Source organism: Azospirillum argentinense (assembly GCF_000632475.1).
GTDB lineage: Bacteria > Pseudomonadota > Alphaproteobacteria > Azospirillales > Azospirillaceae > Azospirillum > Azospirillum baldaniorum.
Window position 1 is genome coordinate 1 of the sequence record NZ_CP007795.1, and the last position, 19,276, is coordinate 19,276.

General features: G+C 70.2%; 15 protein-coding genes. 7 read left to right on the forward strand and 8 right to left on the reverse strand.

Annotation, left to right across the window (positions count from 1 at the left end; all coding sequences use genetic code 11):
* Together ABAZ39_RS22650 and ABAZ39_RS22655 are read left to right on the forward strand one after the other, a co-directional pair.
* Entirely contained in the window at positions 1-1,035 is a 1,035-nt protein-coding gene (locus ABAZ39_RS22650) for an AAA family ATPase (protein ID WP_040136000.1), read from the forward strand.
* Positions 1,025-1,921 (forward strand): ParB/RepB/Spo0J family partition protein, encoded by an 897-nt coding sequence (locus tag ABAZ39_RS22655; RefSeq protein WP_051658418.1) that lies wholly within the window; start codon positions 1,025-1,027, stop codon positions 1,919-1,921. The genes ABAZ39_RS22650 and ABAZ39_RS22655 overlap by 11 nt, the downstream gene beginning before the upstream one ends.
* A 55-nt stretch (positions 1,922-1,976) precedes the next feature.
* Here ABAZ39_RS22655 and ABAZ39_RS22660 read toward each other — a convergent pair whose 3' ends face one another.
* From ABAZ39_RS22660 to ABAZ39_RS22670, 3 genes are all read right to left on the reverse strand, one after another.
* Positions 1,977-3,161, reverse strand: coding sequence for an HPP family protein (locus tag ABAZ39_RS22660; protein ID WP_063922709.1), 1,185 nt, complete (start codon positions 3,159-3,161; stop codon positions 1,977-1,979).
* An 89-nt stretch (positions 3,162-3,250) separates the two neighbouring features.
* Positions 3,251-4,390 carry an SbmA/BacA-like family transporter gene (locus ABAZ39_RS22665; protein ID WP_051658419.1) on the reverse strand — a complete coding sequence of 380 codons (1,140 nt, stop codon included), beginning with the start codon at positions 4,388-4,390 and terminating at the stop codon, positions 3,251-3,253.
* A gap of 130 nt (positions 4,391-4,520) precedes the next feature.
* A complete protein-coding gene (locus ABAZ39_RS22670; protein WP_040136010.1) occupies positions 4,521-6,548 on the reverse strand; it encodes a methyl-accepting chemotaxis protein in 2,028 nt (675 codons plus the stop codon).
* Between the two features lie 342 nt (positions 6,549-6,890).
* Between ABAZ39_RS22670 and ABAZ39_RS22675 the strand changes: the two genes are divergently transcribed.
* Complete coding sequence (locus tag ABAZ39_RS22675) at positions 6,891-7,877, forward strand: aldo/keto reductase (protein ID WP_051658420.1); 987 nt, start codon at positions 6,891-6,893, stop codon at positions 7,875-7,877.
* Between the two features lie 9 nt (positions 7,878-7,886).
* On the opposite strand, the gene ABAZ39_RS22680 is transcribed toward ABAZ39_RS22675, so the two are convergent.
* A complete protein-coding gene (locus ABAZ39_RS22680) occupies positions 7,887-8,762 on the reverse strand; it encodes a LysR family transcriptional regulator (RefSeq protein WP_040136012.1) in 876 nt (291 codons plus the stop codon).
* A gap of 107 nt (positions 8,763-8,869) precedes the next feature.
* Between ABAZ39_RS22680 and bla the strand changes: the two genes are divergently transcribed.
* The 4 genes from bla (at position 8,870) to ABAZ39_RS22700 (ending at position 15,150) form a co-directional block, all read left to right on the forward strand.
* Complete coding sequence (gene bla, locus ABAZ39_RS22685; protein ID WP_040136014.1) at positions 8,870-9,760, forward strand: class A beta-lactamase; 891 nt, start codon at positions 8,870-8,872, stop codon at positions 9,758-9,760.
* A 370-nt stretch (positions 9,761-10,130) separates the two neighbouring features.
* The gene (dsrO, locus tag ABAZ39_RS22690) at positions 10,131-10,895 is read left to right on the forward strand and encodes a sulfate reduction electron transfer complex DsrMKJOP subunit DsrO (protein WP_040136016.1); all 765 of its coding nucleotides are present in this window, start codon (positions 10,131-10,133) and stop codon (positions 10,893-10,895) included.
* Positions 10,895-12,028 carry an NrfD/PsrC family molybdoenzyme membrane anchor subunit gene (nrfD, locus tag ABAZ39_RS22695; protein ID WP_040136018.1) on the forward strand — a complete coding sequence of 378 codons (1,134 nt, stop codon included), beginning with the start codon at positions 10,895-10,897 and terminating at the stop codon, positions 12,026-12,028. The genes dsrO and nrfD overlap by 1 nt, the downstream gene beginning before the upstream one ends.
* Before the next feature lie 14 nt (positions 12,029-12,042).
* Positions 12,043-15,150, forward strand: a complete 3,108-nt coding sequence (locus ABAZ39_RS22700; RefSeq protein WP_040136020.1) for a molybdopterin dinucleotide binding domain-containing protein — start codon at positions 12,043-12,045, stop codon at positions 15,148-15,150.
* A 153-nt stretch (positions 15,151-15,303) separates the two neighbouring features.
* Here ABAZ39_RS22700 and ABAZ39_RS22705 read toward each other — a convergent pair whose 3' ends face one another.
* The 4 genes from ABAZ39_RS22705 to ABAZ39_RS22720 form a co-directional block, all read right to left on the reverse strand.
* A complete protein-coding gene (locus ABAZ39_RS22705; protein WP_040136023.1) occupies positions 15,304-16,500 on the reverse strand; it encodes an ATP-dependent DNA helicase in 1,197 nt (398 codons plus the stop codon).
* A 76-nt stretch (positions 16,501-16,576) separates the two neighbouring features.
* Entirely contained in the window at positions 16,577-17,737 is a 1,161-nt protein-coding gene (locus tag ABAZ39_RS33305; protein WP_051658421.1) for an MFS transporter, read from the reverse strand.
* A 46-nt stretch (positions 17,738-17,783) separates the two neighbouring features.
* Positions 17,784-18,593 (reverse strand): amino acid ABC transporter ATP-binding protein, encoded by an 810-nt coding sequence (locus ABAZ39_RS22715; RefSeq protein ID WP_040136025.1) that lies wholly within the window; start codon positions 18,591-18,593, stop codon positions 17,784-17,786.
* Positions 18,594-18,597: 4 nt separating this feature from the next.
* Positions 18,598-19,260, reverse strand: a complete 663-nt coding sequence (locus ABAZ39_RS22720) for an amino acid ABC transporter permease (RefSeq protein ID WP_014241975.1) — start codon at positions 19,258-19,260, stop codon at positions 18,598-18,600.
* Between the last annotated feature and the right edge of the window lie 16 nt (positions 19,261-19,276).

Consider the following 19,276-nt stretch of genomic DNA (forward strand, 5'->3'; position numbering starts at 1 on the left):
ATGCGCGGCGAGGACATCAAGGCGTTCCGGGAAGGCCGAACGCTGAACCAGCCGGATTTCGCGGCTTGGCTGAACGAAAAGCTCGGCCGGAAATACGACAAGGCGAAGATCTCGCGTTGGGAGAACGGCAGCGAGAAGATCCCGGCCCCGGTCATTTCCCTGCTGCTGCAGGAGAAGATCGGAACGGTGACGCAGCATGGTCCGGCGCTGATCTGTGCGGCGGCCAACCGCAAGGGCGGTGTGGGCAAGACGGCCTTCACCGTCAACACCGCCACCCTGCTCGCCCGGCACTTCAAGGTCCTGCTGATCGACGCGGACCCGCAGGCCAACGCCACCATCCATCTCGGCATCAACTCCATCGAGCGCGAGCGGGAGGAGAAAACCCTCTACTACGCGCTGAAGGCGTCCGTGGAGGCGCTGAAATCGCGGGGGAAACACTTCGACCTCGGCGACTACATCGTCACCACCGACAGCGGGCTGGACGTGATCCCCAGCGGCATGCGGCTGGGCGACGCGGAGGCGGAGTTGCAAAGCCAGTCCTCCGGGGACTGCGCGCTTCGTGAATGCCTGGATGGCGGGGCACGGCAGAGCTACGATTTCATCTTCGTCGACACCCCGCCGCATTTCGGCATGCTGGCGCGCAACGCGTTGACCGCCGCCAACACCGTCGCCATCCCCTGCCAGACCGAGATGCTGAGCGTCGCGGGTGTGGAATTCCTGCTGGAGAACCTGGACATGATCCGCCGCCGGGCCAACCCGGGGGTCAGCGTTCTCGGCATCCTGCCGACGATGTTCAACGCAAGGCTGACCCAGGACCAGGCGTCGCTCGACGACATCCGCAACCTGTTCGGCACGAAGCTGCGCGTCTTCGGCCCGATCCCGCGGGCGACCGTCTACGCCCAGGCGGTGGCCGCCGGGCGCGCCGCGCTGGAGGCGGTGCCGGACGCGCCGGGCTACGAAGTCTATCAGGCCGTCGCCGACGCGCTGATCCAGGAACGTGCCCGTATGCCGGAGGTGATGGCCCATGTCGCGTAAACTGGCCCGGACGAACACCGGCGTGCTGACCACCGCGGCGGCGGAGCGCCAAGCCCGCGAGGACGGGCAGGGCTTCAACCGCCGCGGCCCGGTCGTCGTAGAGATCGACGTCGGCCGCATCGTCACCAACCCCGACCAGCCGCGCCGCCATTTCGACGAGGCGGACATGGAGGCGCTGAAATCCTCCATAGCCCAACATGGGCTGGCCCAACCGGTCGGCGTGCAGCAATTGGGCGACGGCCGCTTCCAGCTCGTCTTCGGGGAGCGGCGCTTCCGCGCCGTTCGGGCGCTCGGCCACCCGACCATCTACGCTGTCACCGTCACCGGCGCGTCGGACGAGTTGGCGCTGATCGAGAACGTCGTCCGCGCTGACCTGTCGCCCTTCGAGGAGGGTGACGCCTACGCCCGGCTGATGGAGCGCCACGGCTACCGGCAGGAGGATGTCGGGCGGATCGTCGGCAAGGACCGGGTGGACATTTCCCGCGCGCTCCTTATCAGCCGCCTGCCGCAACGCATCCGCGACGAGTATCCGCTGCACCGCCCGGCGCGCTACCGGCTGGTAGAGATCGCGCGGCTGAAAGGGGAGGGGGACCAACTGCGCGGCTGGGACGCGCTGGTCAATGAGATGGCCCGGCGCTCCGCCGACGAGGAGGCTCCGGCGGCCACGGCGGCGAAGCCCCGCGGAAACGCGGTGCCGACCGGCAGCGCCCTGCCGAAGCCGCTGGCCAAGGCGGTGTTCGGGGCGCGCCAGACCGTCGCCAGCGTCCGTGAGCAGGGCTTGGCCTTGGCGGACATCGACCGCGAGACGCTCCGCGCGATCCGCGATGATATCGACGCGATCCTGAACGCCGGTCCGATTGCCGGGAAGGGCAGGGGAGGGGAGTGAGAAGAACCGGCTCCGCGAGAAAATTTTCTCGCGGAGCGCTGACGTCCAATATGGTTTAGTTGCTCGCCAAGGCCACTGGCGCGGCCGGACTCCGGGCGCTGTCCAACGACTGCAGCAGGTTCGTGCGGGCCATCACCAGGAGCAGGTCTGTCTGGGTCACCACGCCCAGCAGCCCGCCGCTTCCATCCACGATGGCGACCTCGTGCGTGCGCCCGTCCGACAGCGGGCCGAGCAGGAGGAAGGCCGGGGTTTCCGACCCGGCGGTCACCGGCGGGGCCATCACAGCGGCCACCGTCGCGGCGTTCCCGACCAGATGCTGGTATCCGACCAGACCGACCACCACGTTGCGCCGATCGACCACCGGCAGGGTGCGGAAGCTGTGCTCAATCAAGAGGGCGCGGGCCACCTCGGGATGGGCCTCCGCGCTCACCGTCACCACGTCGCGGGACATGATGTCGCCGCAGGTGATCCCGCCGTGCATCCGCTCCATGGCGTGAAGCTCTGCCTTCTCCAGAAGGGCGCTCAGGTCGTCGCGGTTGACGTCCAGCGCCTCTCCCAACTCGCGGATCGCCTCGTCCAGGTCGTCGGCGGTCAGGCCGGCGCGCGTTTGGGCGGGGGGATCGGCGGTGCCGTGGCTGTTGGCCGGCTTGGGTGGCGCCCGGTGCGGGTAGGAATGGCCGGAGAAGCGATGGAACGTCCAGCCCGCCAGCACCAGCAGGATGGAGTTGACGGCCACCGGATAGAACACGAACTGCATCCCCGACGCCGCGATCACCGGGCCGCCGATCACCGCGGTCAGCGCGGCGGCGCCGCCCGGCGGGTGCAGGCAGCGCGTCATCGACATGGTCGCGATCGCCAGCGCCACCGCCACGCCACCGGCCAGCATCGGATCGGGGATCAGCGCCGCCACCATCACCCCGACCAGCGCCGACAGGGTGTTGCCGCCAATGATCGACCAGGGCTGGGCCAGCGGGCTGGCCGGCACCGCGAACAGCAGGACCGCCGATGCCCCCATCGGCGCCACCAGGGCCGGCACGCTGGTGATGTGGGTCAGCAGGTTGTGGCACAGCAGGCCGGTCGCGGCGAGGCCGAGCATGGCGCCGCAGCAGGCGATCAGCCGGTCCTTCAAGTTCGCACCGGGCAGGATGGGCCTGAACAGGGCAAGGCGGCGGCGGTTTTCGCGTTTCTTCAGCAGAGTGATTTTCCAGCGGCGCAGCAGGAGCCGTATCTCGCGGTGCATTCGGCCCGGTCCCTCCCAAGGTTTCGGCGTGCGGCGGCAGGATAGAACCTCAAGCTAAGTTGAGGTCAAACGGAAAGTGCCGGATCGCCTCACCGTTTCCGCGCGGTGTTGCCGCCATCGGACCGGAAGCCGGGGGCGGGCGCCTTGACCGGGGGCAAGGGGGCGATCCCGTCCAACGCCTCTTTCAGCCCCAGCACGCGCTCGACCGACGCCGTCCACTGGGCGACGGTCGCCAGATTGTCGATGGGCCAGGACAACGCCGCGACGGCTTGCTGGAAAGCCTGCGCGGTCTGCATCATCACCCCCAGCGTGATGACTCCCGCGGCGTAGCGGGGCGCCACCACCAGAATGGGAAAGACCGCGGACAGCACCGAATAGGACGCGCCGAAGGCCATCACGCGGACCAGCGCGCCGGTCTGCCGCTCCCAGCCGCGGCGCACCCCGTCGAACAGCAAGGATATGCGGCCGCGCTCCACGGCCTCGCCGCGCTGCCGGGCGATGACCGAAGCGTTCTCGCGAACCCGCGCCAGCCCGAAACGGAAATCCGCTTCCAGCCCCTGCCGGCGCTCCGCCGCGCGGACCAGCGGCCGGGCGACGGCGACGGCCGCGGCGGTCCCGGCGGCGGCAAAAGCCAAGGCGAGGACAAGCAAATGGCCGGGCACCGCAAGGCTCACGCCGCCGAACGCGACAGGCACCACCCCGGAAAGTTGCCATAGGATGCTGGCGAAACTCACCAAAAGCAGCAGGCAATAGGTCAGCGAATGGCCGAGATCGACGGCGAGTTCGGTGACGATGCGGACGTCCTCGGCGATGCGCCCGTCCGGATTGTCGTGATCGCCGGGACGGGAGGGGAGGGCCTGTTCCCGCCCGTCCGACACCCATTCGCCGACCAGCCGCCGGGTCAGCCACGCCCGCCAGCCGAACTGGAGGCGCCGCTTCACCCACAAATGCGCCACGGTGACGGCGATGTTGTAAAGCAGGATGCCGCCGGCCGCCGCGGCCATCACCGGCAAACGCTCCAGCGCCCGCTGCTCCAGCGCGTCGAACAGGCGCTGGCTCCACAAATTCATCATGACCGGGACGGACACCTGCGCCACCGTCAGGGCCAGCAGGGCCACCGCCAGCAGCCACACCGACCAGCGCTCCCGCCCCGACCAGTAGCCTCCGGCCAGTCCGACAAAGCGCCGGACGAAGCCGGAGGCGGTCCTTGGGAAGATCCGTTTCGCCATGACCGACCATCCCGGCCGCTCAATCGAAGCATCCAACCGAGACGCCCGACTCTCAGGCGCCTCGGCTCAGCCTACCACCCTTCCGGCGGAGGGGAACCGGAACAAGCGGTGATCCCCTCATCCCGCCGGATCAGGCGGCCCGGACGGTGGCGATGAAACTGCGCACCTCGCTGCGCAGGCGCTCGGCCTCGGCGGCCAGCTCCTCCGACGTGCCATGGACATGGCTGGCGGCACTGCCGGTCTCCGACACCGCCGTGCTGACGCCGGCGATGTTGCGCGACACCTCCTCCGTCCCCTGGGCGGCCTGGGACACGCTGCTGGCGATCTCGCGGGTGGCGGCGGCCTGCTCCTCGATGGCGGCGGCGATGGTGGTGGCGATCTCGCTCATCCGGCCGATGGTCTGTCCGATGCTGCCGATGGCCTTCTGCGCGCCGCCGGTCGTCTGCTGGATCTCCTGCACCTTCGACTGGATCTCGTCGGTCGCCTTGGCGGTCTGGTTGGCCAGCGCCTTCACCTCGCCCGCCACCACGGCGAAGCCCTTGCCGGCCTCGCCGGCACGCGCCGCCTCGATGGTCGCGTTCAGCGCCAGCAGGTTCGTCTGGGCGGCGATGCCGCTGATGATCTCCACCACCTGCCCGATCTGCTCGGCGGCGGTGACCAGGGCGCGCATGGTGCGGTCGGCCCCCTCCGCATCCGTCACCGCCTGACCGGCGATGCGGGTGGAGATCTCCACCTGCTGACCGATCTCGGCGATCGAGGCCGACAGCTCCTCCGTCGCGCTGGCGACGGTCTGCACGTTGGCCGAGGCCTCCTCGGAGGCGGAGGCAACCAGCAGCGAGCGCTCGCTGGCGTCCGCCGCGGTGCCGGACAGGGTGCTGGCGGCGTTGTTCATGCCGCCGGCGGCGCTCGCCACCGCCTCGACGATGCCCTGGACGGTCGCCTCGAAGGTGTCGGCCATGCGGATCATGGTGGCGCGGCGCTGCTCGGCGGCTTGGCGTTCGGCCTCCTCCTGGGCCTTGCGCATGCGCTCCATCTCCTCGGCGTTCGCCTTGAAGACCTGGAGCGCACGGGCCAGCGCCCCGATCTCGTCCTTTCGCCACCCCTCGTCCACCTGCACCGTACGGTCGCCCTCGGCCAGCCGGCCCATCGCCCCGGTGATGGCGCCGAGCGGACGGGTGATCGCCCGCGAGATCATCCAGGCCAGCAGCAGGCCCAGCGCCACCGCGGCGGCGGTCACCGCGGCGCCTTGCCGCTCGGCGGCGGTCACCGCGGCGGCGGCGCTGACCTCCAGCCCCTTCAGGACCTCAGTGGAGTGCTGGCGGATCGACCCGATCTTCCCATTGATCTGGGCCCCGGCGCGGGTCAGCGTGTCGGCGTTGACGCGCGTCATCTCCTCGGCGATGGCGGCGATGCGCTCGATGCCGGCGGTGTAGCGCGGCAGCTTGGCAAGCAGCTCGGAGCGCTTGGCAGCACCCGGGGAATCGGCCCAGCCCTTGGCTTCGTCTTCGACGTCGGCGGCCACCGCCGCCAGATCCTGGCGGATGCGGACCAGATCCTCGGGCTTCGTCTCGGTCACGAAGCGGGCGACCAGAACGCGCACCAGCAGATACTGCTCACTGACACCCGCGGCCTGAACGGTGCGGTCCAGATTGCCGGTCTGCCGTTCGGCCGTCACCAGATCGCTCAACGTCCGACGGATGTCGGCCCCCAGCTTGTTCACGACCTCCGCGACGATGCCGTCCCGTTCGGTGCGCAGGGCGACCAGCCGGTCGAAGCCGGTCAGGAAGTCCCGTTCCAGCCCGCGGATCTCCTCCACCGCTTGACGGTCGGCGCCGTCGCGGATGCCGGGGGCCGCCTTGTCCAACTGCCGGCGGAAGTCCCCGGCTGTCGCGCGGAAGCGATTGGCAGCACCGTCCGTGCCGGAAACGAGAAACTCCGCTGCCGCCCCCAGCGCGTCGGACAGCGCGGTATCGGCCTCTCCCAGCGTCACCGTGACGTCGGATTGCGCCGCGTAGCTGCGCAGCGCCGCATCGTTGGACCGAAGGCCGCTCCAGGAAACCGCCCCCAGCGTGACCAGCAGGGCCAGCGTGACCCCGAAGCCGGTGTAGACCTTGGTTGCGGTGCGCAAGTTGGCGAAAGCACGAAGGGAGGTGGTCATGATGGGATTTCCTGCCTGGGGTATTTTTTGTTCGGCGTCGGTTGCCCGCACCGGATCAAATCATTCTCAAATTCCGTACCAACTCCCAATCCCCGCGCAATTGCTGTTCCACCCAGCAAAAATCCCGAGCGGGCTGCGCGGTTGTTCCTTCCCAACCGTTGCAATTTGCCAACGCGCTCCCATCCGCGTCGCAAATCGCCACGCCCGCGCCGGCAAGCTGCGAATCGGAACGCCGGAACCGTCCCGATGTTGAGGGCCGATGTTGAGGCCCCATGTTGAGGGAAGCGCCGCCAGAGCGCAGACTGGAATCCCGCACACGCACGGAACAACGAGAGGTCGGTCATGCCGGACAGCAAGCATTTCGCTCCGCCCGGACCCATCGGGTTTGGTGGCGCTCCGCTCGGCAACATGTTCGAGGAGGTGCCGGACGACGTCGCGGAGGCCACGCTGGCCGCCGCCTGGGACGCCGGCATCCGCTATTTCGACACGGCGCCGGAATACGGCCCCGGCATCTCGGAGCACCGGTTCGGCCATGTCCTGCGCAACCGTCCGCGCGACGAGTTCGTCCTGTCCACCAAGGTTGGGCGCCTGCTGCGCGCCGACGCCAGCAAGGGCGGCCAGCACGGCCCCTTCGTGAAGGGGCTGCCCTTCCGGGTGGACTACGACTACACCGCCGACGGGGTCCGCCGTTCCATCGAGGACAGTCTGCAGCGGCTGGGCATGGCGCGCATCGACATCGCCTACATCCACGACTGCGCGGAGGACGCCCACGGCGACCGCTGGCTGGAGGTGTTCGACACCGCCATGAAGGGCGCCGCCGTGGCGCTGACCCAGCTCCGCGAAGAGGGCGTGATCCGCGGCTGGGGGCTGGGCGTCAACCGGGTGGAGCCCTGCGTGATGGCGCTGGAGCGCGCCGATCCCGACGTCTTCCTGCTGGCCGGGCGCTACAGCCTGCTGAACCAGCCGGCGCTGGACACGCTGTTCCCGCGCTGCCAGGAACGCGGCGTCCATGTCGTGGTCGGCGGCCCCTACAACTCCGGCCTGATCGCCGGGGGCAGGAATTTCGAGTACCAGGAGGCTCCGCCGGACAAGGTGGCGGCGCGCGACCGTCTGGCCGAGATCGCCAAGCGGCACGGCGTGGACCTGCGGGCGGCGGCGCTGCAATTCTGCGCGGCGCACCCGGTCGTCGCCTCGGTCATTCCGGGCACCAAGAACCCGCCGCGCGTGCAGGAGAACGTGGCGCTGATGAAGCAGCCGATCCCGGCGGACTTCTGGCGTGAGTTGAAGCAGGCGGGCGTCCTGCCGGAGCAGGCCCCGACTCCCGCCTGAGGCGCCGGCCTAATCGTCCATGCGGACGGCGGCGGCGATCCAGTGGCGGAAGCTCTGCATCGCCGCCGTCTCGGGACGGGAGTGCAGGCGGGTCAGCCAGTAGCGGCCCGCCTGCACCTCAATGGCGAAGGGGCGGACCAGCCGGTCGGTGACGAGATCGTGCCCGAACAGCCGCGCCGGCAGCAGCGCCACCCCGGCGCCCATCGCCGCGGCGGCGGCGATGGTGGGGGAGGAGTCGAAGACCGGACCGCGGATGGCCGGGCAGGGCACCCCGGCCAGCGCGAACCAGCGCTGCCATTCCTCGACCCGGTAGGAGCGCAGCAGCACCTCCCGCGCGAGGTCGGCCGGGGCGGACAGCCGCTGCGCCAGCGCCGGAGCGCAGAGCGGGGTCAGCGGGGCGTCGAGCAGCGGCACCGCCTCCACCCCGTGCCAGGAGCCGTCGCCGAAACGGATGGCGAAGTCCAGCCCCTCACCGGCCAGATCGACCCGGTTGTTGTTGGTCAGGATGCGCAGGTCGACCGCCGGGTTCGCCGCGGTGAAGGCCGGCAGGCGCGGCAGCAGCCAGCCCGTGGCGAAGGTCCCCACCACCCCGACCGTCAGCACCTCGTGGTAACGCCCGTCGGCGAAGCGGTCGAGCGTCGCGCCGATGCGCTCGAAGGCGTCCATCAGCACCGGCACCAGCGCCGCCCCCTCGTCGGTCAGGGCAAGGCCGCGCGGCAGGCGGCGGAACAGGGTGACGCCCAGCCGTGCCTCCAGCGTGCGGATCTGCTGGCTGACCGCCGCCTGGCTGACGCACAGCTCCAGCCCGGCGCGGGTGAAGCTGAGATGGCGGGCCGACGCCTCGAAGGCGCGCAGCGCGTTGAGCGGAAGCTGGGGGCGGGCCATGGACAGCTATTAGTTTTTCTTGTGGCTTGTGAAAACTATCATCGTTTGTTCCGACGCCGGGAGCTTTTTATCGTCCGCCCATCGACACGGCATGAGACGAGGACACGATGATCGGACGGCGGGCTTTCCTGGCCGCGGCGGGCGGCATGACGGTGCTGGCGGCGACCGGCGTGAGGGCGGAGAAACCCAGGAAATTCGGGGACAAGCAGCTGGCCGACGCGATCGCCGCGCTGGAAAAGCGCAGCGGCGGGCGGCTCGGCGTGGCGGTGCTCGACACCGGCACCGGGCAGTGCTTCGGGCATCGCGCGGACGAGCGCTTCCCGATGTGCAGCACCTTCAAATTTCTTTTGGCTGGCGCCGTCCTGAAGCGGGTGGATGAGGGACGCGAGCGGCTGGATCGGACGATCCCGGTGACCAAGGCGGACATGGTCCCCTACGCCCCCTTCGCCGAAACCCGCCTCGGCGGCCCGCCCCCCACGGTGGCCGAACTGTGCGAGGCGACGATGACGCTCAGCGACAATGTGGCGGCGAACCTGCTGCTGCCGGCGGTGGGCGACCCCGCCGGGCTGACCGCCTTCCTGCGCACGCTGGGCGACCGGAAAACCCGGCTGGACCGCAACGAGCCGTCGCTGAACAGCGCCATTCCCGGCGACCCCCGCGACACCACCACGCCCGCGGCGATGGTCCACAGCATGGAGCGGCTGATGCTGGGCGACGCACTGACCCCGGCGTCGCGCGAGCGACTCATCGCCTGGATGGTCGCCAACCGGACCGGTGACAAGCGCCTGCGCGCCGGCCTGCCGAAGGGCTGGCGCGTCGGCGACAAGACCGGCACCGGCGTGCGCGGGACGGCCAACGACATCGGCATCGTCTGGCCGGAGGGCAGGGCGCCCCTGCTGATCACCAGCTACCTGACCGAGACGGCCGACACCTTCAAGGAACGGGACGCCACCCACGCCGGCGTGGCCCGCGCGGTGGCTGACGTCCTCAAAGGCTGATCGCATTTGAAATCCCCTCTCCCCTCCGCTCACGCGCAAACGAAGTTTGCGCTGACGCGACAGGCGGACCTCTGGTCCGCCGAAAGCGGGGAGAGGGTTAGGGTGAGGGGGTTGCGCTTGTGCCGGACGTATCGCCACGCACATCCCCCTCACCGGCCCTCCGGGCCACCCTCTCCCCAGAGGGGAGAGGGCTATGAAGGTCAAACGCGATTGTCTTGACCGACCAGCCCCTGCGGCATGTCGTCACTGGGGTTTACCCTAAGAAGTGTAGGGATGCCCCCAATGGGAGTGGGGCAGGGCGCCGGTACCCTTCGCACCATAGGGCCGCGGTTCGTCGCGGCCGAAGGAATCAGGTGCGAAGAGGCCAGCCATGGACCGATCAAGGCGCAACTTCTGCCTCGGCGCCGGCGCCGCGACCATCGGCGCCGCGACGGTGGCCGCGATGCCCGCCGCCGCAGCCCCCGGCGCTGCACCGCTCCGCCGCGACGGCGATCCGGCGCACCGCTGGGCGATGGTGGTGGACGTGCGCAAATGCGTGGGCTGCCAAGCCTGCACGGTCGCCTGCATCATGGAGAACGACGTTCCGGAAAACAGCTTCCGCACCATCGTCTCCACCTACGAGGTGACCGAGCAGGGCAAGGCCGGCAGCTACATGCTGCCGCGCCTGTGCAACCACTGCGAGGACCCACCCTGCATCCCCGTCTGCCCAACCGGCGCAACCTTCCAGCGCCGGGACGGCATCGTCGTGGTGGACAACACCGTCTGCGTCGGCTGCGCCTACTGCGTCCAGGCCTGCCCCTACGACGCGCGCTTCATCAACCACGAGACCCAGACCGCCGACAAATGCACCTTCTGCGTCCACCGCGTGGAGGCCGGGCTGCTGCCCGCCTGCGTGGAGACCTGCGTCGGCGGCGCCCGCATCTTCGGTGACCTGAACGATCCGGACAGCGCCGTCGCCACCCTGGTCCGCGAGGAGAACCCCAAGGTGCTGAAGCCGGAGCAGGGGACCCAGCCGCGCGTCTTCTACCTCGGCCTCGATCCCCGCTTCCAAGGGAAGGTCGACGGCACGCCGACGCTCTGGCGGCCCAGCAGCGAGACCCACACCCAGGCCCACGCCGAGAAGGAGCACGCGTGATGGACAACCACATCGTCGAGGTCATCAACGTGACCCGCGAGATCGCGTGGCTTCCCTGGGCCGTGCAGTATTTCTTCCTGATCGGCCTGTCGGTCGGCGGCCTGCTGCTCAGCCTGCCCGGCTACGCCTTCGCCCGGGAGGACTGGCGCGCGCTTGGCCGCACCGCCCTGCTGGTGGCGCTGACCTGCGGGCTGGCCGCTCCGGTGGCGCTGCTGTCGGACCTCCACCAGCCCGGCCGCTTCTGGCACTTCTACGTCGTGCTGCGTCCGACCTCCTGGATGTGGTGGGGGTCGATCTTCATCCCCCTCTACGTCACCGGCCTGCTGGTCTATGGCTGGGCGTGCTTCCGCGAGGAGTTGCAGGCGCACGGCCGGGTGGACAGCCGCTTGGCCGCAGTCTACCGGCTGGCGTCGCTGGGCGGCGGGCGCAACGACGCGCTGATCCGCGCCGCCGGCCTGTTCGCCCTGGTGGGCGCGCTTCTCGTCGCCCTCTACACCGGGGCGGAGGTCGCGGTGGTCAAGGCGCGCCCGCTGTGGCACACGCCGTTCCTGCCCGTGCAATTCCTGCTGACCGCGCTGGCCGGCGCCGCCGGTCTGGTGCTGCTGCTGAACCGCTTCGCCGCCGGCAACGACCGCGCGGTGGAGGTGCGGGCGAACCGGCTGCTCGCCGGCGTCCTGGGCGGGGTCATGCTGGTCGGCGCGCTGTGGCTTGCGCTGGGCCTGTTCGGGCTGGACGCCACCCACGCTGAGGCGCTGGGCAGCGTCGCCGGGTCGGAGGCGTGGCGCGTCACCGCCGTCTGGGCCGTCGCCGCCACCGCGCTGCCCTTCGCCATCGCCGTCGCCAAGCCGGCCGGGACGGGGCTGCTGACCGGACTGATCGCCCTGCACGGCGCCTGGATGTTCCGCTGGACCGTGTTCATCGGCGGCCAGACCGTGCCGAAGACCGGCGCCGGCTTCTACGACTACGCGCTGCCCGCCGGTCCGGAGGGGCTGCTGGGGATCGTCGGCACGGCGGGACTCTGGCTGTTCCTGCTGATCGTCCTCACCGCCATCCTGCCTTCCCCGCGCCGCCCGGCGCCCGCTCCGGCCCGCGCCCCCCATGCGCCCGCCGGAACCGTGGCCGCCGCCGAGTGAACGGAGCAACCATCATGTCGATTTCCCGTCGCCTTCTCCTGAAGACCAGCGCCGCGGGCGGCGCCCTCGCCGCCTTCGCGGGTGGCTTCTCCGACACCGGGCGCAAGCTCGTGAAGGGCGCCTGGGCCGGGGACAAACCCGACCACGCCATCTCCGGCAACGCCCCGGCCCCGGAATTCCGCGTCGATCCGGCGACCGGCGACCTCACCCCGACGCCGGGCCAGATCGTCGCCAACGTCGCCTGCCTCGGCTGCACCACCCTGTGCGGCGTCCGCGTCCGGGTGGACGTGGAGAAGAACAAGGTGCTGCGCGTCGCCGGCAACCCCTACAGCCCGCTGTCCACCGATCCCTTCCTGCCCTACGGCACGCCGATCAGGGACAGCTTCAAATCCTTGTCGCGGCTGGACGAAAAGGGGCTGAAGGGCCGCTCGACCGCCTGCGGCCGGGGCAACGCGGCGCTGGAGATGCTGACCTCGCCCTTCCGCGTCGCCACGCCGATGAAGCGGGTCGGCCCGCGCGGCTCCAGCCAATGGGAACCGATCGCCTTCGACCGGCTGGTCGAGGAGATCGCGGAAGGCGGCGACCTGTTCGGCGAAGGCCCGGTGCCCGGCCTGCGGGCGCTGCGCGACCTGAAGACGCCCATCGATCCGGCCGCCCCCGAACTGGGGCCGAAGGTCAATCAGGTGGCCCTGCTGTCGTCGGTCAACGACGGGCGGGAACCCTTCGTGCGGCGCTTCTTCAATCAGGCGCTGGGGACGATCAACTTCGTCGGCCACGGCTCCTACTGCGGCGGCGCCTACCGCTCCGGTTCGGGGGCGGTGTTCGGCGACGCCAAGAAGATGCCGCACGCCAAGCCGGACCTGCAGAACGCCGAGTTCGTGCTGTTCATCGGCACCGCCCCGTCGAACGCCGGCAACCCGTTCAAGCGGCAGGCCATGCTGCTCGCCAAGGGGCGGACGGACGGCGTTCTGAACTACGTCGTCGTCGATCCGGTCCTGACCAACGCCGACAACCGCGCGGCGGCGGAGCGGTCCAACTGGATTCCCATCCGGCCGGGCACCGACGGCGCCCTGGTCATGGGCATGATGCGCTGGATGTTCGAGAACGGGCGCATCGACGCCAACTATCTCTCCCAGCCCAACGGCAAGGCGGCGGAGGCGGCAGGCGAGGCCGGCTGGTGCAACGCCACCCATCTGGCGATCCAGCAGGCGGGCCACCCGCGCGACGGGCGGATGCTGCGCGCCTCCGACCTCGGCTGGGTGACGCTGGACGAGAAGGAGCGCTACGGCGCCAAGGACGCCTTCGTCGTGCTCGACCCCAGCGGGACTCCGGTGCCCCACGACGCGCTGCTGGGACCGGCCGCGCTGTTCCATGAGGGGACGGTGGCGACCCCGGCGGGCGAGGTGGCGGTGAAGACCAGCCTGACCCTGCTGCGCGAGCAGGCGATGCGGCTCGACCTCGCCGGCTACGCCGACGCCTGCGGCATCCCCGCCGACGTCATCGCCGGTCTGGCACGGGAGTTCACCAGCCACGGCAAGAAGGCCGCCGCCAACACCCACGGCGGCATGATGGCCGGCAACGGCTTCTACAACGCCTTCGGCGTGGTGACCCTGAACACGCTGATCGGCAACCTGAACTGGAAGGGCGGCACCATTTTCGGCGGCGGGCGCTTCCCGGATGAGCAGGACGGCCCGCGCTACAAGCTGGCGAGCTTCCCCGGGCAGGTAAAGCCCTCCGGCACGGCCATCAGCCGCCCCGTACCCTATGAGAAATCCAGCGAGTTCAAGGCGAAGAAGGAGGCGGGCAAACCCTATCCGGCCAAGGCGCCCTGGTACCCCAACGCCCCGCAGCTCACCACCGAGTATCTGACCAGCGGCGTGGTGGACGGCTACCCGTACCCGCTGAAGGCCCTGTTCCTGTGGAACAGCAACCCGGTCTACGGCATCCCCGGCGTCCGCGCCCAGGTGGAGGCGAAGCTGCGCAACCCGAAGGCGCTGCCGCTGATCGTCGCCATCGACCCCTTCATCAACGAATCCACGGCCTTCGCCGACTACATCATCCCGGACACCGTGCTGTACGAGACCTGGGGCTGGGCGTCCCCCTGGGCGGGCGTGCCGACCAAGACCTCAACGGCGCGCTGGCCGGTGGTGACGCCGCGCACCGAGCCGCTGCCGGAGGGTCGGCACGTCCAGATGGAGACGTTCCTGATCGCGCTGGCGAAGCGGCTGGGCCTGCCCGGCTTCGGCCCGGACGCCATCGCCGACATGGACGGCAACACCCACCCGCTGGAACGGCCCGAGGATTGGTACCTGCGCGGTGGCGCCAACATCGCGTGGCTGGGCAAGCAGCCGGTGCCCGACGCCACCGACGAGGACATCGCCCTGTCCGGCGTCGCCCGCGTCCTGCCGGCGCTCCAGTCGGTGTTGAAGGAGGAGGAGTGGCGCAAGGTCGCCTTCATCCTGGCGCGCGGCGGGCGCTACCAGAACCAGGCGGAGGGCTTCGAGGGCGACAGGGCCACCCACCGCTTCAAGGACGGGCTGCTGGTCTACAACGAGGCGGTCGGCGCGGCCAAGAGCAGCGTCACCGGCAAGCGCTGGACCGGCACCGCCACCTGGACGCCCCCGGCCTTCGCCGACGGCACGCCGATGCGGCAGGTCCACACGGCGGAGGACTGGCCCTTCCAGCTCATCAGCTCGAAATCGGTGCTGGTCAGCGCCTACACCATCGCGGCGAGCCGTCTGCGCCACCTGCACCCGGAGAATCCGGTGGGCATCAACGCGGAGGACGCGCGGCGGCTGGGCATCGCCACCGGCGACCGCATCCGCATCGCCACGCCGGGCGGGTCGGAGCTGGCGACCGCCATCGTCCGGCACGGCGTGATGCCCGGCGTACTGGCCGTCGAGCACGGCTTCGGCCACAAGGAGTTCGGCGCGCGGCCGCACGTCATCGGCGGCCACAGCCAGCCGGTGGTGCCGGAGATCGGGGCCGGGGTGAACATCAACGACCTGGGCCTGCACGACCCGACACGTCCGGGCGCCTCGGTCTGGGTCGATCCCATCGCCGGAACGGCGGTGCGCCAGGGCCTCCCCGCCAAGCTGGAGCGGGTGGCCGCAGCGGCGTGAGTCATGGATCCCCTTTGAAATCCCCTCTCCCCTCTGGGGAGAGGGTCAGGGTGAGGGGGTTGCGCTTGGCGGTACGTCCGGCAGTAGCGCAACCCCCTCACCGGCCCTGCGGGCCAACCTCTCCCCGGAGGGGAGAGGGTTTACTTTACTCCGTCACGCGTCGAGGTCCGGCATCCGCCAGTTCCCACCGAGATCGGCGTTGCGCAGCAGCAGGAACAGCTCATCCTGCGAGCGGGTGACGGCGGTGTAGAGCCAGCGCCATTTGTGCTCGCGGAAGGCGGCGGAATCGTCGAGCACGGTGACGGAGGGGAACTCCGACCCCTGGGCGGAATGACAGGTGATCATCCAGGCCCAATCGAACTGCTGCACGTCGCGCTCCACCCGCGGCGCCTTGGTCTCGCCGCTGTAGTGGGCCTGGAACATCCAGGGATGGACCATCAGCTTGCTGCGGGGCTTCACCTCGTCCTCCATATGGATGCCGAGCGACCACAGCCCGTCCTGGCGGCCCCGCCCCTCGGCCGCCGGGCGGGTCAGCGTGCCGATCATGCCGTTGAACAGCCCCTCCTCGCGGTCGTTGCGGCGGCAGATCACCCGCTCGCCCGCCTGGGGCATCACCGTGTCGAAGCCGTGACGCGCACGGATGCGCCGGGTGAAATCGGTGCGCACACGGTGGGTGCCGCAGATGGTCTGGGTGTCCACCCGCAGGGCCAGCGGCTCGGTCACCCGGTTCAGCGGCAGCACATGGGCGTTCCCGGCGGTGCCGAAGCGGCGCGGCAGCTCCTGCCGACGCAACAGATGGGCGAGCCGGATCACCGGGCTCTCCCGCGCCGTGCGGTGCGGCTCGACCAGCCGGAAATCCGGCTCGCCCTTGGTCAGCGTGCCCTGGCCGGTCACCGGAGGGAGCTGGTAGTCGTCGGCGATCATCAGGATCTTCTTGCCGGAGCGCAGCAAGTCGCCCGCCACATCGTCCCCGACCATCGAGCCCTCGTCGCAGACGATCAGGTCGGCCTCGGCGAACTTGCCCTCCGACTTGCGGGCGAAGAACAGCTCGCCGGTGTCGTCGTCCTGCCGGGGCGCGTAGATCAGCGAATGCAGCGTCGCCGCCCGGTCGATGCCCTTGCGGCGCAGCACCTGTGCGGCCTTGCCGGTGGGCGCGCCGACCACGAAATTCTCCAGGTTGCGGCGGTCCTGGAGATGGTCCAGCGCGAAGACGGTGGTCTTGGTCTTGCCGGTCCCGGCCTCGCCGGCCAGCCAGAACATCTGGGGGGCCGCGGGGTCGGCGTACCAGGCGTCGATGGCCTGGATCGCCCGGAACTGCTCGTCGGTCGGTGTGTCGGTGGTGCTGGGCATGGAGCGCGGGGAGGGGGGCTGCTGGGCGGGACACAGTAGCCCGCCCGGCCGCCCTCGGCCAAGCCTTACGGCCCCTTTACGGCTCGGGGCGGAAAGGGCCGCTGATGAGACGGCGCAGGCCGGCGAACAGGGTCAGCCCGCCCGACACCACCCCGACATAGACGAACAGCGCGTCATGCCCGAACCATTCCATGGCCGCCGTCGCCAGCAGCGGGCCGAGGGCGGCCCCCAACGCCCAGGCGAGCAGGAGCGCGCTCGCCAGAGGCACCGTCTCCTCCACCGTCACATGGTCGTTGGCGTGGGCCACGCAGATCGCGTAGAGCGACAGGGCGGCGCTGCCCCACAGGGTGAACAGGCCGAGCAGGACGGTCTGCGGCGCCGCCCCGCCGGGCGGGTTGGCGAAGGCGGCAATCAGGAAGGCGGCGACGGTCGCCACGGCGGACACCGCGAAGATCACCAGCCGCCGGTCGTGTCGGTCGGAGACGCGGCCGATCGGCCATTGCAGCACCACGCTGCCCACCTGGATGCCCGACATGATCAGCGCCACCCCGGCGGCGGGCAGGGCCAGCCCGGCGAGCCAGGCCGGGCCGATGCCGGTGACCGCGGTGTTGCACAGGCCGACCATCAGACAACCGGCGAAGGCCACCGGCGCCCGCCGCACATACTGCCAGGGCGACGGCGCCGGCCCCTTCGGCGCGGCGCTGGCCGGCGGGCGGACCGCCGCCACCGGAACCAGCGACAGGCCGTAGCAGCCCGCCGCCAGAACGGTCAGCCACAGGGCCGACAGGTTCGGGCTGGCGAGCAGCATCTGGCCGCCGATCACCGCCACCTTGCAGGCGATCATGTAGAGGGAGAAGACGCTGCCCCGCGAACCCGGCGGAGACAAGGCGGCCAGCCCGCTTTCCGCGACGGTGAGCATCCCGACATAGGACACCCCCATCAGCAGCCGCAGCCCCACCCAGGCCTGGGCGTCGGGCAGCAGGTTCAGCAGCAGCGTGGCGGCGGCGGCGAGCAGCCCGAAGGCGGCGAAGGACCACACCCCGCCCACCCGGCGGATCATCCATGGGGCCGCCCAGCAGCCCAGCACGAAGCCGACCGAATAGGCCGACGCCACTGCCCCGACGACCAGCGGCGGGGCAGTGGCGTCGGCGAGGCGGAGCGGCAGCAGGATCTGCAAGATGCCGTTGGCGACCTGGATGACGCAGACGCCGAGGATCAGCGCAGCCAGCACCGTCATCGGCGAGGCGGGCGCCCGTTGGGTGTGGGGCAAGATGGGCGGAGGGTCAGTGGTTGCCGGGCAGGGCGTCCAGCGGGTCGTCGGCCGCCGGCTGCGGGCGGGCGCCGGCGAGATGGCCGTCCACCAGCGCGCGCAGGAAGCCGCGGGTGCGCTCCTGGGTCGGGCTGGTGAAGATCTGCTCCGGCGAACCGGACTCGACGATGCGCCCGTCGGCCATGACGACCACGGTGTCGGCGACCTCGCGGGCGAAGCCCATCTCGTGGGTCACCACCATCATGGTCATGCCTTCCTCGGCCAGCGTCTTCATGACCTGGAGCACCTCGCCGACCAGTTCGGGGTCGAGAGCAGAGGTCGGCTCGTCGAACAGCATCACCTTCGGCTTCATGGCGAGCGCGCGGGCGATGGCGGCGCGCTGCTTCTGCCCGCCCGACAGGGTGGACGGATAGACGTCGGCCTTGTCGCCCAGCCCGACCTTGCGCAGCAGCTCCATCGCCAGTTCCCGCGCCTCGGCCTTGGCCATGCCGCGCACCACGACGGGGGCGCGCATGACGTTCTCCACCGTGGTCATGTGCGGGAACAGGTTGAAGGACTGGAAGACCATGCCGGTCTCGGCGCGCAGCGCGTTCAGCTCCTTGTCGGGCAGCGGCTTGCCGTCGGCGATGATGGTGCGGTGGTTGATGCGGATCTCGCCGCGGTCGGCGGTCTCCAGGCAGTTGCAGCAGCGCAGCAGCGTGCTCTTGCCCGAACCCGAGGGGCCGATGACCACGGTGGTGCGCGACGGCGGCACGGTCAGGCTGACGTCCTTCAGCACCTCGGTGCTGCCGAAGCTCTTGTAGACGTTGCGGATCTCGATCACCGGCTTACCCTCTTTCCACGGTCATGCGCTTTTCGATCTGGCGCAGGATCCAGGTGGCCGCGTTGGTCAGCACGAAATAGATCAGCGCCACCGCGATGTAGACCTCCAGCGCGCGGAAGCTGGTGGAGATGATCCGCTGCCCTTCGCGCATCACGTCGTCGATGGTCAGCAGCGACACCAGCGCCGAGTTCTTGATCAACGCGATGGTCTCGTTGCCCAGCGGCGGCAGCATGCGGCGGAAGGCCTGGGGCAGGACCACCTCCCACATCGCCTCGCGGTAGGACATGCCAAGCGAGCGGGCGGCCTCCATCTGGCCGCGGTCGATCGACTGGATGGCGCCGCGCACCACCTCCGACACATAGGAGCCGCTGTAGATGCCGAGCCCGATCACGCCGCACAGCATCGCCGGCAGCAGGATGCCGAACTGCGGCAGGCCGAAGAACAGCAGGAACAGCTGCACCAGCAGCGGCGTGCCGCGGATGAAGGCGACATAGGCCGACGCGATGCCGTACAGCACGCGCCGCGCCGGGTTGAGGCGGATGATGCCGACGAGCAGGCCAAGCACGGCGCTGAGCAGGAAGGCCGCCGCGGTCACCTCGATGGTGACCACGGTGCCCTTCAGCAGCTCCGGCAACCCTCCCCAGACGGGGGCGAAGTCGAGCGTCACGGGAGGGGTCCTCCGT